Origin of the sequence: Pseudomonas sp. MWU13-2100 (assembly GCF_023242365.1) — a bacterium.
GTDB lineage: Bacteria > Pseudomonadota > Gammaproteobacteria > Pseudomonadales > Pseudomonadaceae > Aquipseudomonas.
In genome coordinates this window covers 24,349-39,666 of record NZ_JALLIX010000030.1, presented here as the reverse complement: position 1 = coordinate 39,666, position 15,318 = coordinate 24,349, and the positions used below count along the sequence as shown (strand labels likewise).

Here is a 15,318-nt window from a genome sequence, read left to right as displayed (position 1 = left end):
CCGGTGAGCGCCCCCTGGCAGCCGTTGCTCGATTGGTGGTTCGGTTCAACCGGGACGACCGCCGGGACGGTGGCTGACAAGGGGCGGTTGTGGTTCGGCAAGCGCGACAGCCAGGACCTCGAGGCGCGAACGCGTTTCGGGGGCCTTGTCGAGCAGGCACTGGCTGGCGAATTGACCGAGTGGACGCAATGTCCCGAAGGTTGGCTGGCGCTGGTGATTTTGCTCGATCAGCTGCCACGGATGATCTTCCGTGATACCCCCAGGGCTTTCTCCGGTGATACCCGCGCCCAGGCGCTGGTGGCACAAGGGGTGGCCGCGGATTTCGATCGGCGGTTGTCGGCGATCCAGCGGGTGTTTGTCTACCTGGTGTTCGAGCACTGCGAGCACCTGGCGGTGCAGAACGAGGCGGTGTCGCGCTTTGCGCAACTGCTGGCGCAGCAGCCTGAGGTGGATCGGGCTATCTTTGCCGATTATCTGGACTATGCCGAACGGCATCGCGACGTTATTGCCCGGTTCGGGCGCTTTCCCCATCGCAATGCGCTGCTCGGACGTGAGTCCACGGCTGAGGAAGTGGCGTTCCTGCGTGAGCCGGGTTCACGCTTCTAGATCTTCTGTGTGGCGGAGGGCCTCTTCGCGGGCAAGCTCCGCTCCCACATTAGGGGTTCGGCCGTACACAAAATGTGCGTCCGACTCGGACACTGTGGGAGCGGAGCTTGCCCGCGAAGAGGCCCTCAGCCCCCCCCGCAGATCTCAGATCCGGAAACTACCCACCAAGTGCTTCAACCGCGCCGCCTGCTGTTCCAGATCCGAACACGCGCGCAAGGTCGATTGCAGGTTTTCCACGCCTTCCTGGTTCAGCGTATTGATCTCGGTAATGTCGACGTTGATCGATTCCACCACCGCCGTCTGTTCCTCGGTCGCGGTCGCCACCGACTGGTTCATGCCGTCGATCTCGCCGATCCGCTGGGTCACGCTGCCCAGCCGCTCGCCCGCCTGGTTGGCGATGCCGACGCTGCTTTCGCTCTGACGCTGGCTGTCGGTCATGACGCTCACCGCCTCCCGGGCGCCGACCTGCAACTCTTCAATCATCTTCTGCACTTGCTGCGCCGAATCCTGGGTGCGGTGCGCCAGGTTGCGCACCTCGTCGGCCACCACCGCAAAACCACGCCCGGCTTCACCGGCCCGTGCCGCCTCGATCGCCGCGTTGAGCGCCAGCAGGTTGGTCTGCTGGGAAATGCCGGTGATCACTTCGAGGATCTGGCCGATATTCACGGTGTTGCTGTTCAGGATTTCGATATTGCCGCACGAATCGCTGATCTTGGCCGACAGTTGCTGCATGGCGCTGATGGTTTTATTCACCACCTGCTGACCGTCTTCGGCCAGGCTGCGGGCTTCGCTCGAATGCTGCGAGGCGAGGGCGGCGTTCTGCGCAATCTCCTGGGCCGCGGCACCAAGCTGGTTGATCGCCGCCGCCACGCTGCTGGTGCGGCTGGCCTGTTGGTCGGAGTTGAGCATCGATGAGTTGGAGGCGCTGACCACCCGCAAGGCCACTTCGTTGACCTGGCCGGTGGCCGAGGCGACTTCGCGGATCGAGCTGTGAATGCGTTCGACGAAGCGGTTGAAGGACATGCCCAGGGTACCGAACTCATCGTGGCCGTGGATGACCAGGCGCTTGGTCAGGTCGCCTTCACCCTCGGCGATGTCGTGCATGGCGCGGCCCATCAGGTGCAGCGGCTGCATCAGTACGCGGATCAGCATGCCGAGCAGGGCGATGATGATGATCACGGCGATCACCGTGGCGATGATCGCCGAGGTGCGGAACTCGCTGAGCATGGAAAACGCGGTGTCCTGGTCGAGCACCAGGGCGACATACCAGTCCACCGAGGACACGCCGCTGACGTGGGTGAAGGAGATGAACTGCTTTTTGCCGTCCACTTCGACTTCCTTGAGTCCGGCACTGATTTTCGGTGCGCCGTTCGGGTAAGCATCAGAGAGGTTTTTCAGGATCAGCTTGCTGTCCGGGTGAATCAGGATCTTGCCATCGGCGCTGACGATGAAGGCCTGCCCGTGGCCGCCGAAGTTCAGCGAGTTGATGATGGCGCTGATGCTGCCCAGGTCGATATCCGCGCCGGTCACGCCGATGAACTGGCCCTGATGCTGCACCGGGGTGGCCAGGGTGATCACCAACTTGCCGGACGACGCGGCGATGTAGGGTTCGGTGACGATGGTCTGTTGGGCGGCGGTGGCGGCCTTGTACCAGCCGCGTGTGCGCGGATCGTAGTCGGCGGGACGGTTGCCCGCCGGTATCGAGGTCATCACGCCCTGCGCGCTGCCGAAATAGCTGAGCTGGAAGTTGCTGGTGTAGGCGGGCAGGTCGATGGCGTGTTTCAGGCTATCGGCGGAGTTGCCGTCCGCGGCGATCTGCTGGGACAGCGATTGCAGCAGCTGGATGCGACTTTCCAGCCAGGTCTGGATATTGCTGGTGGTCAGGCTGCCCAGCGCCTGCATCGAGTCCTCGGTGCTGTGGCGCAGGGCCGCGCGCTGACGGTAGTCGTTGAACAGGATGAAGCAGGCGAACGCCACTGCGACCACCAGGGCCGCCGCCAGCAGAATCTTATGGCTGAACTTGAAGTTTTTGGTCATGAAATGGGCTGTCCACAGGGGGGGCGGGTCAACGAGGGGCGTCAATTTGCCACAGGTCTGCACCTGTGGGGCAATTTCTCTTGGTCAACGTCGGCGTCGGAAGTCCATGTCCTGCTTGTCCATTGCTTGTCATGGTGGGGCGTAACGCCTTGAACATCGGCTTACGGGCCTTTCATGCAGGCAAAATGGTATTGCCTAGTTATGTCGACACCTTCGTGCTGAATATTAATTTCCAAGCGAAAAAGCCGACGAAATGCCGGTTTCGCTGGAAAAAGCCCCTGAAAAGTTTTGAAGGAAATCACTGTAAGAAAAGCGCCCAGGCTCGGGAACCAGATGGCCCTTTTCTCTTCTAAGCTTGCGGTAGGCAGCCGTGCCCACCTTTGAGCCCCAGGAGTTCCCCATGTCGTTGCGCTCTCTCGCCCTTATGTCGTTCTGCGTGCTGTTGGTCGCGTGCAGCAAGGTCAATCAGGAAAACTACTCGAAAATCTCCGCGGGCATGGCCAAGGCCGATGTCGAGAAACTGCTCGGCTCGCCTTCGGACTGTTCCGGAGCGCTGGGCATGTCCAGTTGTACCTGGGGTAACAAGAACAGCTTTATCAGCGTGCAGTATGCCGGTGACAAAGTCCTGATGTTTTCCGGGCAAGGCCTGAAGTAAACCGGGGCGATCGCCCACGGGAGAAGAACAATGTTGCGTTTAGTGGTCACTCTTTTGGCTGGCTTGTTGCTGGCCGGTTGCGCTACGTCGGGCGACGATTTGGCGCCCAAGACTGCGGGTCACGTGGACCTGAACCGTTACCAGGGCACCTGGTACGAGTTGGCGCGGATGCCCATGTATTTTCAGCGCAATTGTGCGCAGTCAGAGGCCCGCTACAGCTTGATGGCGGACGGCAAGGTCGCGGTGTTCAACCGTTGCCTGACCGACCAGTGGACCTGGGAGGAAGCCAAGGGCACGGCGACGCCGCAGGTGCCGGGGCAGACCGACAAGCTGTGGGTGAAGTTCGATAACTGGTTCACGTCGCTGTTGCCGGGTGTGGCCAAGGCCGATTACTGGATCCTGTACGTCAGCGACGACTACAAGACGGCGCTTGTCGGCAATCCGAACCGGCGCTACCTGTGGTTGTTGTCCCGTACGACCAAGGTCAGCGCGGAGACCCGCGAGGACCTGCTGAGCCGGGCGCGCCAGCAAGGTTACGACACCACCCGGCTGATCTGGCGCACTCCGGATTCGAAGATGCTCAACTGAATCCACGCTCTCCATTGGCAGAGGGGGCTATACATCGGTGGCGAGGCGGCTTGCCCCTGTCGGGCCGCGAAGCGCTCCTGAAACCTGAGAACTCGGTGTATCAGGTAAACCGAGATGCCGGTTTTGCGACTGCTTCGCAGTCGAACGGGGCGGTGCGGCGTTCCGACAAGCCCCCTCGCCACAGGATTGCCTCTCCATCCAAGCGGATGTTCAGTTCAGCAGATCGCGCAGCACCTGGGTAAACGCCCGGGCGCTTTCTTCTTCGCCCGCATGCCGTCCACCGCGTACCGCCCACTGGCCGTTGACCATCACGTCGCGCACCTGGCGGTCGCCACCGGCGAACAACCAGCGATTGAGAATGCCATCGTCCCGGGCCGTGGCCAGGTACGGGTCGCTGCCGTCGAGCACCAGCCAGTCGGCGCGCTTGCCGGCTTCCAGGCGCCCGATCGCTTGCCCCAGGGCTTGGGCACCGCCCTCCAGGGCCGCGTCATACAGCGTGCGCCCGACCATCTGCTGATCGGTGCGGTACAGGCGATTGCGCCGTTGATCGCGCAGGCGCTGGCCATATTCCAGCCAACGCAGTTCTTCCACCACACTCAAGGACACATGGCTGTCGGAGCCGATGCCCATCCGCCCGCCCTGGGCGAGGAAGTCCACCGCCGGGAAAATCCCGTCGCCGAGGTTGGCCTCGGTGGTCAGGCACAGGCCGGCAATCGCCCGGCTGCGGGCCATGCGCGTGACTTCCTCGGCGTTGGCGTGGGTCGCGTGCACCAGACACCAGCGCTGATCCACCGCGACGTTGTCGTACAGCCATTGCAGCGGGCGCTTGCCGCTCCAGCTCAGGCAGTCGTCGACTTCCTTCTGCTGCTCGGCGATATGGATATGTACCGGACAGTGCGGGTCGCTGGCGGCCAGCACTTCATTGATCTGCTCTGGCGTCACCGCCCGCAGCGAATGGAAGCACAGCCCGAGAGCCTGGGCTGGCTGTTTGGCGAGCAACGGCTGCAAACGAGCCTGTAACTTCAGGTAATTCTCGGTGCTGTTGATAAAGCGGCGCTGCCCTTCGTTGGGCGTCTGGCCGCCGAAACCGGAATGGCTGTAGAGCACCGGCAGCAGGGTCAGGCCGATACCGGCGGCGCTGGCCGCCTGGCTGATGCGCAAGGCCAGTTCGGCCGGATCGGCGTAGGGCTGGCCGTTGGTGTCATGGTGCACATAGTGGAACTCGGCCACCGAGGTGTAGCCGGCCTTGAGCATCTCGATATATAACTGGCGAGCGATGATACCCATCTGCTCCGGGCTGATCTTGCCCACCAGCCGATACATCAGGTCACGCCAGGTCCAGAAGCTGTCGTTGGGATTGCCCGCCACTTCCGCGAGGCCGCCCATGGCGCGCTGGAAGGCGTGGGAATGCAGGTTCGGCATGCCCGGCAGCAGCGGGCCGCCCAGCCGTTCGGCGCCTTGCGCATGGGAATCGGCCTGGACCTGGGTCAGCACGCCCGCGGCGTTGACCTCCAGGCGTACATTATTGGCCCATCCACTAGGCAGCAGCGCGCGTTCGGCAAAGAAGGCGGACATGGTTCAGCACCCCATCGTGTGTTATTTGTATATACATATACAGACGTTTGCGTGCCCGGTAAACTCCGGCAAGCTAGCCATCTTTGACTCGAACAAGGATTTCCCGTGCCGACTCCGCCTGCCAACCACTCGCTGGCTGCCCATATGGGCGACAGTCCGGCGCCGCTATACGCCCGCGTCAAACAGATGATCAGCCAGCAGATCGACAGCGGAAACTGGCCGCCGCACTACCGCGTGCCGTCCGAGAGCGAGCTGGTGGAGCAGTTGGGCTACAGCCGCATGACCATCAACCGGGCCCTGCGGGAAATGACCGCCGAAGGCCTGCTGGTGCGCATGCAGGGTGTCGGCACCTTCGTCGCCGAGCCGAAGAGCCAGTCGGCGTTGTTCGAAGTGCATAACATCGCCGACGAGATCGCCTCGCGCGGCCACCGGCACACCTGCAAGATCATCACCCTCGGTGAAGAGGCCGCCGGCTCCGAGCGGGCCGTGGCCCTGGACATGCGTGAAGGGCAGAAGGTGTTCCACTCGCTGATCGTGCATTTCGAGAACGATATCCCGGTGCAGATCGAGGATCGCTTCGTCAATGCGCTGGTGGCGCCGGACTACCTCAAGCAGGATTTCACCCTGCAGACGCCGTATGCCTATCTGTCCCAGGTCGCTCCGCTGACAGAGGGCGAGCATGTGGTCGAAGCGATCCTCGCCGAGGCTGAAGAGTGCAAGTTGTTGCAGATCGAGCCGGGCGAACCATGCCTGCTGATTCGCCGCCGGACCTGGTCCGGTCGCCAGCCGGTGACCGCCGCGCGCCTGATCCACCCCGGTTCCCGTCATCGTCTGGAAGGACGCTTTAGCAAATGAGTCAGTTGAAAGTCTTGCGCGCGGCGGATTACCCGCGCATGCCGTGGAAGAACGGCGGCGGCAGCACCGAGGAAATCACCCGGGACGCGGGCGAAGGCCTGGACGGCTTCGGCTGGCGCCTGTCGATTGCCGATATCGGCGAGTCGGGCGGGTTTTCCACCTTTGCCGGCTATGAGCGGATCATTACCGTGTTGGAAGGCGCGGGCATGACCTTGCAGGTGGATGGCCAGCGTACGCGGGCCTTGCTGGCGCTGGACCCGTTTGCCTTCAGTGGCGCGAGCCAGGTGAGTTGCACCCTGATCGATGGGGCGATCCGCGACTTCAACCTGATCTATGCGCCGGATCGCTACAGCGCGCGATTGCAGTGGCTCAATAGTGCGCCACCCAAGCGTTTTTTCAGTTCGGCGACGGTGCTGTTGATCTTCAGTATCAGCGAACAATTGCATGTCGGCCTGGGTAACAGCCGCTATGAAGTGCTGGGGCGGCATGACTGCCTGCAACTGGAGGGTAACGCCGGGTTGCTGGAAGTGGCGCTGACCGGACGTTGTTGTGTGATCGAGCTGACGCCCGCCTGACAGGTGGGTGAGCAGAATGCTGTTTAGCTAAGCCGAGCGCGGTTCCTGTGGGAGCAGAGCTTGCTCGCGAAGAGGCCCTTGAGGTCGCTAAAAGCTTCGCGGGCAAGCACCGCTCCCACAGTTACGCTCGCCACAAGAACGGTGCATCCACCCCCGCCCCATTTTTGTTACCGAACGCCCCAACATGGCGCAAATCTCCGCGTCGGTAACAGCTTCCTACCTGCAGCCTGTCATCCTCCTACAATTTCATTTCTTGCCGAAAGCCCCGCCCCACAAGCCCTGCGGGCTATTCTGAAAAATTCTTCGACTCGCAATTTGCAAGTTGGCCGTTCGATTGCATATGCTTGTATGTACAAGTAAAGATGTGTGCGTATGAGTCATCAGGGAGATCGGCGCACCGCCCCTAATTTCCGCTTGTGCCGGGGCCTTCCCCCACAGGCTTGCTCGCCCGTTGCCTGGGCTGGTTTGGACGATCGCAGAGGAGTTATTTCGTGACTGAGAATACCCAGAAACCTACCGCCACTTTTACCAAGCGCCGTGACGTCGAAATCCGTGCCGCCCGTGGCAACAAGCTGACCGCGAAAAGCTGGCTGACCGAAGCGCCGCTGCGGATGCTGATGAACAATCTCGACCCGGAAGTGGCCGAGAACCCCAAGGAACTGGTGGTCTACGGCGGTATCGGCCGGGCCGCGCGGAACTGGGAGTGCTATGACAAGATCGTCGAGAGCCTGACCAACCTGAATGACGACGAGACCCTGCTGGTGCAATCCGGCAAGCCGGTCGGCGTGTTCAAGACCCACAGCAACGCCCCGCGCGTGCTGATCGCCAACTCCAACCTGGTGCCACACTGGGCGAATTGGGAACACTTCAACGAACTCGACGCCAAAGGCCTGGCCATGTACGGCCAGATGACCGCCGGTAGCTGGATCTACATCGGCAGCCAGGGCATCGTCCAGGGCACCTACGAAACCTTCGTCGAAGCCGGTCGCCAGCACTACGACAACAACCTCAAGGGGCGTTGGGTCCTGACCGCGGGCCTCGGCGGCATGGGCGGTGCGCAACCGCTGGCCGCGACTCTGGCCGGGGCCTGCTCGCTGAACATCGAATGCCAGCAGGTCAGCATCGATTTCCGCTTGAACAGCCGTTATGTCGATGAGCAAGCCACCGACCTCGACGACGCTCTGGCGCGTATTGCCAAGTACACCAAGGAAGGCAAGGCAATTTCCGTCGCCCTGCTCGGCAACGCCGCTGAAATCCTCCCGGAACTGGTCAAGCGCGGCGTACGTCCGGACATGGTCACCGACCAGACCAGCGCCCACGACCCGCTCAACGGCTACCTGCCGGCCGGTTGGACCTGGGAAGAGTACCGCGCCCGCGCCATCACTGAACCCGCCGTGGTGGTGAAGGCCGCCAAGGCCTCGATGGCCGTGCACGTCAAGGCCATGCTCGACTTCCAGAAGCAAGGCATCCCGACTTTCGACTACGGCAACAACATCCGTCAGATGGCCCAGGAAGAAGGCGTGGAAAACGCATTTGATTTCCCAGGTTTCGTCCCGGCTTACATCCGTCCGCTGTTCTGCCGTGGCATCGGTCCGTTCCGCTGGGCTGCGCTGTCGGGCGACCCGCAGGACATCTACAAGACCGACGCCAAGGTCAAGGAACTGATCCCGGACGACGCCCACCTGCACAACTGGCTGGACATGGCCCGCGAGCGCATCAGCTTCCAGGGTCTGCCGGCGCGTATCTGCTGGGTTGGCCTGGGTCTGCGCGCCAAGCTCGGCCTGGCGTTCAACGAAATGGTCCGCAGCGGCGAGCTGTCGGCGCCGATCGTGATCGGTCGCGACCACCTGGACTCCGGTTCCGTGGCCAGCCCGAACCGTGAAACCGAATCGATGCGGGACGGTTCCGATGCCGTGTCCGACTGGCCACTGCTCAACGCCTTGCTCAACACCGCCAGCGGCGCGACCTGGGTGTCCCTGCACCACGGCGGCGGCGTCGGCATGGGCTTCTCCCAGCACTCGGGCATGGTCATCGTCTGCGATGGTACCGACGAAGCGGCCGAGCGTATCGCTCGCGTCCTGCACAACGACCCGGCGACGGGGGTCATGCGTCACGCCGATGCCGGTTACCAGATCGCCATCGACTGCGCGAAAGAGCAGGGCCTGAACCTGCCGATGATCACCGGTCGATAAGGGATCGCGCAAATCACCGATGGACGCTGTCCCGTGGGAGCAGAGCTTGCTCGCGAAGAGGCCCTCAAGTGTGCCAGGAGCTTTGCGGGAAAACCGGGAGACCGGACCTCCTGCTCCCACGGGAAGGGTGTTTCACCTGGAGCATGTTTCACAAACGCTGTGCACCTAACGAAAACAATCCACAGAGGTTGAACAATGTCTGCGTCAAATGATCGTGCAAGCCACAAACCGTTGATCGAAAGGCGTTCGATCGACTACATCCCGGAAGCGGAAAGACACGGTCGTCTACTCAGTCAGTTCACCCTGTGGTTGGGTGCCAACCTGCAAATCACCGCGATTGTCACCGGCGCCTTGGCGGTCGTGCTCGGCGGTGATGTCTACTGGTCGTTGATCGGCCTGCTGATCGGGCAACTGATCGGCGGTGGGGTCATGGCACTGCACGCCGCGCAAGGTCCGCAACTGGGCCTGCCGCAGATGATTTCCAGTCGAGTGCAGTTCGGCGTCTATGGGGCGGTGATCCCATTGGTACTGGTATGCCTGATGTACATCGGCTTTTCGGCCAGCGGTTCGTTGCTGGCCGGGCAGGCGGTGGCGCAGCTGCTGCATGTGGAAGACTGGGTCGGCATCGTGTTGTTCGCGGCCAGCATCCTGGTCTGCACCATCTTCGGTTACCGGGTGATCCACGGCATCGGCCGGATCGCCAGCGTGCTCGGGGTGGTGGCCTTCATCTATCTGTTCTACAAACTGTTGGCCGGCAACGATATCTCGGCCTTGCTCGGCAACAAGCATTTCTCCCTGGCGAGTTTCCTGTTGGCGATGTCCTTGTCGGCGTCCTGGCAGATCGCGTTCGGGCCTTATGTGGCGGATTACTCGCGTTATCTGCCGCGCAGCACTTCGCCGGTGAAAACCTTCTGGGCCGTGGGCCTGGGTTCGGTGATCGGCGCACAGGCATCCATGGTCTTTGGCGTATTCGCCGCCGCCCTGGCCGGCTCGCAGTTCTCCCACCACGAAGTCTCGTTCATCGTCAGCCTCGGCGGTACTGGCGCGGTCGCGGCGGCGCTGTACTTCGCCGTGGCTTTCGGCAAGGTGACGGTCACTACCCTGAACGCCTATGGCAGCTTCATGTCGATCGCCACCATCATCAGCGGTTTCCGTGGCAACCGGCATATCTCCAGTGGTGTGCGCCTGCTGTACATCTTCATCATGGTCAGCGTGTCCGCGGCCCTGGCGCTGCTGGGCAAGGATTCATTCCTCAAGGAATTCTCCTCCTTCATCCTGTTCCTGCTGGCGTTCTTCACGCCCTGGAGCGCGATCAACCTGGTGGACTTCTACTGCATCACCAAGGAACGCTACGACATTCCCGCACTGTCTGATCCCAAGGCGCGCTACGGCGGCTGGAACATCCTGGGCATCAGCATCTATGTGTTCGGCGTGCTGATCCAGATGCCGTTTATCAACACCCAGTTCTATACCGGTTCCCTGGTGGCGGGCCTGGGCGATACCGATATCTCCTGGATCATCGGCCTGGTGGTGCCGGCGGCGTTGTACTACGTCGCAGCGAAGAAGTGGCATGGGGCAATTCCTGATCGTCTGATCCTGCCGGTAGAGTCGAGCGTCGAAGCGCCGGCGCAACCCCGTGGTCGTGTGCAGCCGGCGTCGAACTAGTCGGTTGCAGCCGGGCGTCCACGCGGGTGAGCGTGGACACGGCCTGCTTGCAGGCCAACCCGGGCCGCCAGCCTCTTGAGCGGCGTTAACCCTTTTATGATTTGGAGCGGCACAGTATGAAGATGACCAAGACCCTGCTGACCACGGCGCTGTCCCTGGGCCTGTTGGTCGCGGCCGGCGCAAGCCAGGCCGCCGGCTGGTGCGAGTCCGGAAAACCGGTGAGGTTCGCGGGGTTGAATTGGGCAAGCGGCATGCTCTTGACCGACGTGCTGCAATTCGTGCTGGAAAAGGGTTACGACTGCAAGACCGACAGCCTGCCGGGTAATTCCATCACCATGGAAAACGCCCTGAGCAGCAACGATATCCAGATCTTCGCCGAGGAGTGGGTCGGCCGCAGCGAAGTCTGGAACAAGGCTGAAAAAGCCGGCAACGTCGTCGGGGTCGGCGCCCCGGTGGTGGGGGCGGTCGAAGGCTGGTACGTGCCGCGCTATGTGGTCGAAGGCGACGCCAAGCGCAACCTCAAGGCCTTGGCGCCGGACCTGAAGCACATCGTCGACCTGAGCAAATACGCCGTGTTGTTCAAGGACCCGGAAGAACCGAGCAAAGGCCGCTTCTACAACTGCCCGGCCGGCTGGACCTGCGAGCTGGAAAACAGCGAGATGCTGAAAAGCTACGGTCTGGAAAAATCCTATACCAACTTTCGCCCCGGAACCGGTCCGGCACTGGAGGCCGCCGTGCTGTCGAGCTACAAGCGTGGCGAGCCGATTCTATTCTACTACTGGTCGCCGACGCCCCTGATGGGGCAGGTCGACCTGGTGAAACTGCAGGAAAAACCCGGTGTCGACAAGAGAGTGAGCATCAAGGTCGGTCTGTCCAAGGCCTTCCACGAGCAAGCGCCCGAGCTCGTCGCCGTACTGGAAAAGGCTAACCTGCCCATCGATCTGTTGAACCAGAACCTGGCTCGCATGACCCGGGAACGGATCGAATCGCCGAAACTGGCGAAAATCTTCCTCAAGGAACACCCTGAGGTCTGGCAGGCGTGGGTCAGCGCTGACGCTGCCAGGAAAATCAACGCGGCTCTGTAGGTCGACTACCTCCCGGCTAACCGAGAGGCTGGCCGGGAAGTTCGCCACAACCACTTGATCGAGAGTTTCCAATGTTTCCCGAACGTTTCACATTTTCCATCGCCGACTGGGTCAACAGTTGGGTCGATGCACTGGTGACCAACTACGGTGATGTGTTCCGCCAGATCTCCGACACCCTGCTGTGGGCCATCGTCAACCTGGAAAGCCTGCTGCGCCTGGCGCCCTGGTGGCTGATGCTGGCTATTGTCGGCGGCATTGCCTGGCACGCCACCCGCAAGTGGGTGACGACGCTGGTGATCGTCGGCCTGTTGTTCCTGGTGGGCGCGGTTGGCCTGTGGGACAAGCTGATGCAGACCCTGGCGCTGATGTTGGTGGCCACCCTGATCTCGGTGCTGATCGGCATTCCCCTGGGCATTCTTTCGGCGCGCAGCAACCGCTTGCGTTCGGTGCTGATGCCGCTGCTGGACATCATGCAGACCATGCCCAGCTTCGTGTACCTGATTCCGGTGCTGATGCTGTTTGGCCTGGGCAAGGTCCCGGCGATCTTCGCCACGGTGATCTACGCGGCGCCGCCGCTGATCCGCTTGACCGACCTGGGCATCCGCCAGGTCGACGGCGAGGTGATGGAAGCGATCAACGCCTTTGGCGCCAACCGCTGGCAGCAACTGTTCGGCGTGCAACTGCCGCTGGCCCTGCCAAGCATCATGGCCGGGATCAACCAGACCACCATGATGGCGCTGTCGATGGTAGTGATCGCCTCGATGATCGGCGCCCGTGGTTTAGGCGAAGACGTGCTGGTGGGGATCCAGACCCTGAACGTCGGGCGTGGCCTGGAAGCGGGCCTGGCGATCGTGATTCTCGCGGTGGTGATCGACCGCATCACCCAGGCCTATGGGCGTCCACGCCATGAGGTGAGCAAATGAGCGAGGCCGTCGTCAGCAAGATCGAAGTCAAGAACGTCTTCAAGATTTTCGGTTCCCGCGAGAAGGACGCGATGAACCTGATTCGCCAGGGCAAGACCAAGGATCAGGTGCTGGCCGAGACCGGTTGCGTGATCGGGGTCAACGACCTGTCGCTGAGTGTCAGTACCGGCGAGATTTTCGTGATCATGGGCCTGTCCGGTTCCGGCAAGTCGACCCTGGTGCGTCACTTCAACCGCCTGATCGACCCGACCAGCGGCGCGATTCTGGTGGACGGCGTGGACATCCTCCAGCTCGACATGGAGGCGTTGCGCGAATTTCGCCGGCACAAGATCAGCATGGTGTTCCAGAGCTTCGGTCTGTTGCCCCACAAGACCGTGCAGGAAAACGTCGCCTATGGCCTCAAGGTCCGTGGCGAGAGCAAGGAAGTCTGCGCCGAGCGCGCCTTGCACTGGATCAATACCGTGGGCCTGAAGGGCTACGAGAACAAGTACCCGCACCAGCTGTCGGGCGGTATGCGCCAGCGTGTGGGCCTGGCCCGGGCCTTGGCGGCGGACACCGACATCATTCTGATGGATGAGGCGTTCAGCGCCCTGGATCCGTTGATCCGGGCCGAGATGCAGGATCAGTTGCTGGAGCTGCAGAAGACCTTGCACAAGACCATCGTGTTTATCACCCATGACCTGGATGAAGCGGTGCGGATCGGTAATCGCATCGCGATTCTCAAGGACGGCAAGTTGATCCAGGTCGGCACGCCGAAGGAGATCCTCCATTCGCCGGCGGATGAGTATGTGGATCGGTTTGTTCAGCGGCGCGCGGCCTCGGCTTAAGCCGGTGAGGGGTGTGGTGGCTGGGCGGGCCTCTTCGCGGCGGTGCGGCGATCCGACAAGCTCCGCTCCCACACCAGATTTGAGTCGTGCCCGAGTCTTGCGTACGACTGAAAAACCTGTGGGAGCGGAGCTTGCCCGCGAAGGCGGCGATAAGGCTGCATCAATATTCAGGTTGTACAGATGAGGTTGAAGATGTCCCAGGCTGAAAAAATCGTTATCGCCGACGCCCCCTTGCGCTGGCAGGATGTGGTTGCGGTGGCCCGTCACGGCGCGCCGCTCGAATTGTCGCCCCAGACCTGGGCGCGGATCGACAATGCCCAGGCCATCGTCCAGCGCATCGTCGTCAGCGGCGAGCGCGCCTATGGCGTGAACACCGGCCTCGGTGCGCTGTGCAATGTCTCGCTGTCCGGCGAACAGCTCAGCCAACTGTCGCGCAATACCCTGCTCAGCCATGCCTGCGGTGTCGGCCCAGCGCTGCCCGACGAACAGACCCGGGCGATTATCTGCGCCGCCATCGTCAACTACAGCCATGGCAAATCCGGCCTGCACCGCCAGGTGGTCGAAGCCCTGCTGGCGCTGCTCAACCGCGGTATCACCCCGCAAGTGCCGGCCCAGGGCTCGGTGGGTTACCTGACTCATATGGCTCATATCGGCATCGCCTTGCTCGGTGTCGGCCAGGTGAGCTATCGCGGGCAGATCGTCCCGGCGCAACAGGCGCTGGCCGCCGAAGGCCTGCAACCGGTGCAACTGGGCGCCAAGGACGGTCTCTGCCTGGTCAACGGCACGCCGTGCATGACTGGCCTGAGCTGCCTGGCCTTGGCTGACGCGACCCGCCTGGTGCAATGGGCCGATGTGGTCGGTGCCATGAGCTTCGAGGCTCAGCGTGGGCAGATCGCCGCGTTCGATGCGGAAATCATCGCGCTCAAGCCTCACCCCGGCATGCAGCAGGTCGGCAACAACCTGCGCGGCCTGCTCGACGGCAGCGAAGTGATCGCCGCCAGCCTGGGTATTCGTACCCAGGACGCCCTCAGCCTGCGTTCGATCCCACAAGTACACGGTGCCGCCCGCGACCAGTTGGACCATGCCACCCGGCAGATCGAAATCGAACTCAACGGTTGCACCGACAACCCGCTGCTGTTGGGGACGCCGGACCATTACCGGGTGATGTCCCAGGCCAACCCCCATGGTCAGTCGGTGGCCCTGGCAGCGGACCTGCTGGCGATCGCCATGGCGGAAATCGGTTCGATTGCCGAGCGCCGCCTCGACCGCCTGATCAACCCCCATGTCAGCGGCCTGCCGGCTTTCCTGGTGAGCAACCCCGGGGTCAACTCCGGGATGATGATCGTGCAGTACGTCGCCGCGTCCCTTTGTGCGGAAAACCGCCAGTTGGCGCAGCCGGCGGTGCTCGACAATTACGTCACCTCGGGCCTGCAGGAAGACCACCTGAGCCTGGGCACCAACGCCGCGCTGAAATTGCACCGGGCCCTGGAAAACTGCACGCAGATCCTCGCCATCGAATACCTGCTGGCGGCCCAGGCTTTTGAATTCCTCAAGGCGCAGCGCTTCGGCGCCGGCACCGAGCGCGCCTGGAAACTGCTGCGCGAGCGCGTCCCGGCCTACGACCAGGACCGCTGGCTGGCGCCGGATATCGCCAGCGCGGCGAGCCTGCTCAAGGACCCCCTATTGATCCAGCGCAGGTTTCCCGATCTGCACTGATTCCACGAATAACCAGCGT

At 62.4% G+C, this 15,318-nt stretch carries 13 protein-coding genes and 1 pseudogene; 11 read left to right on the top strand and 3 right to left on the bottom strand.

Annotated features, from left to right (window positions below):
- Positions 1-3: 3 nt before the first annotated feature.
- A complete protein-coding gene (locus tag M5B99_RS20055) occupies positions 4-606 on the top strand; it encodes a DUF924 family protein (protein ID WP_248805664.1) in 603 nt (200 codons plus the stop codon).
- Positions 607-750: 144 nt separating this feature from the next.
- Here the strand turns inward: M5B99_RS20055 and M5B99_RS30320 are convergent, their stop codons facing one another.
- Positions 751-1,515, bottom strand: coding sequence for a methyl-accepting chemotaxis protein (locus tag M5B99_RS30320; RefSeq protein ID WP_412548749.1), 765 nt, complete (start codon positions 1,513-1,515; stop codon positions 751-753).
- 93 nt (positions 1,516-1,608) lie between these two features.
- Positions 1,609-2,508 (bottom strand): annotated as a pseudogene (locus tag M5B99_RS30315) (cache and HAMP domain-containing protein); the annotation flags it as partial.
- A 535-nt stretch (positions 2,509-3,043) separates the two neighbouring features.
- Between M5B99_RS30315 and M5B99_RS20045 the strand changes: the two are divergent.
- Positions 3,044-3,298, top strand: a complete 255-nt coding sequence (locus tag M5B99_RS20045) for an outer membrane protein assembly factor BamE (protein WP_248805662.1) — start codon at positions 3,044-3,046, stop codon at positions 3,296-3,298.
- A gap of 30 nt (positions 3,299-3,328) precedes the next feature.
- Entirely contained in the window at positions 3,329-3,886 is a 558-nt protein-coding gene (locus M5B99_RS20040; RefSeq protein ID WP_248805661.1) for a lipocalin family protein, read from the top strand.
- A 210-nt stretch (positions 3,887-4,096) separates the two neighbouring features.
- Here the strand turns inward: M5B99_RS20040 and M5B99_RS20035 are convergent, their stop codons facing one another.
- The gene (locus M5B99_RS20035; RefSeq protein ID WP_248805660.1) at positions 4,097-5,461 is read right to left on the bottom strand and encodes a formimidoylglutamate deiminase; all 1,365 of its coding nucleotides are present in this window, start codon (positions 5,459-5,461) and stop codon (positions 4,097-4,099) included.
- A gap of 144 nt (positions 5,462-5,605) precedes the next feature.
- On the opposite strand from M5B99_RS20035, the gene hutC reads away from it, so the two are divergent.
- The 8 genes from hutC (at position 5,606) to hutH (ending at position 15,299) form a co-directional block, all read left to right on the top strand.
- Complete coding sequence (gene hutC / locus M5B99_RS20030) at positions 5,606-6,316, top strand: histidine utilization repressor (protein WP_152737845.1); 711 nt, start codon at positions 5,606-5,608, stop codon at positions 6,314-6,316.
- A complete protein-coding gene (locus tag M5B99_RS20025) occupies positions 6,313-6,891 on the top strand; it encodes a HutD family protein (RefSeq protein ID WP_248805659.1) in 579 nt (192 codons plus the stop codon). Before hutC ends, M5B99_RS20025 begins: the two co-directional genes overlap by 4 nt.
- Positions 6,892-7,382: 491 nt before the next feature.
- On the top strand, positions 7,383-9,083 hold the full coding sequence (gene hutU / locus M5B99_RS20020) for a urocanate hydratase (protein WP_248805658.1): 1,701 nt from the start codon (positions 7,383-7,385) through the stop codon (positions 9,081-9,083).
- Positions 9,084-9,278: 195 nt separating this feature from the next.
- On the top strand, positions 9,279-10,748 hold the full coding sequence (locus tag M5B99_RS20015) for a purine-cytosine permease family protein (RefSeq protein ID WP_248805657.1): 1,470 nt from the start codon (positions 9,279-9,281) through the stop codon (positions 10,746-10,748).
- A gap of 116 nt (positions 10,749-10,864) precedes the next feature.
- Positions 10,865-11,833: an ABC transporter substrate-binding protein gene (locus M5B99_RS20010; RefSeq protein WP_248805656.1), complete on the top strand. Its 969-nt coding sequence runs from the start codon at positions 10,865-10,867 to the stop codon at positions 11,831-11,833.
- Positions 11,834-11,904: 71 nt separating this feature from the next.
- Positions 11,905-12,756, top strand: coding sequence for an ABC transporter permease (locus M5B99_RS20005; RefSeq protein ID WP_248805655.1), 852 nt, complete (start codon positions 11,905-11,907; stop codon positions 12,754-12,756).
- Positions 12,753-13,583 carry a quaternary amine ABC transporter ATP-binding protein gene (locus tag M5B99_RS20000; protein ID WP_248805654.1) on the top strand — a complete coding sequence of 277 codons (831 nt, stop codon included), beginning with the start codon at positions 12,753-12,755 and terminating at the stop codon, positions 13,581-13,583. The genes M5B99_RS20005 and M5B99_RS20000 overlap by 4 nt, the downstream gene beginning before the upstream one ends.
- A gap of 192 nt (positions 13,584-13,775) precedes the next feature.
- Positions 13,776-15,299, top strand: a complete 1,524-nt coding sequence (gene hutH / locus M5B99_RS19995) for a histidine ammonia-lyase (protein ID WP_248805653.1) — start codon at positions 13,776-13,778, stop codon at positions 15,297-15,299.
- The last annotated feature ends 19 nt before the right edge of the window (positions 15,300-15,318 follow it).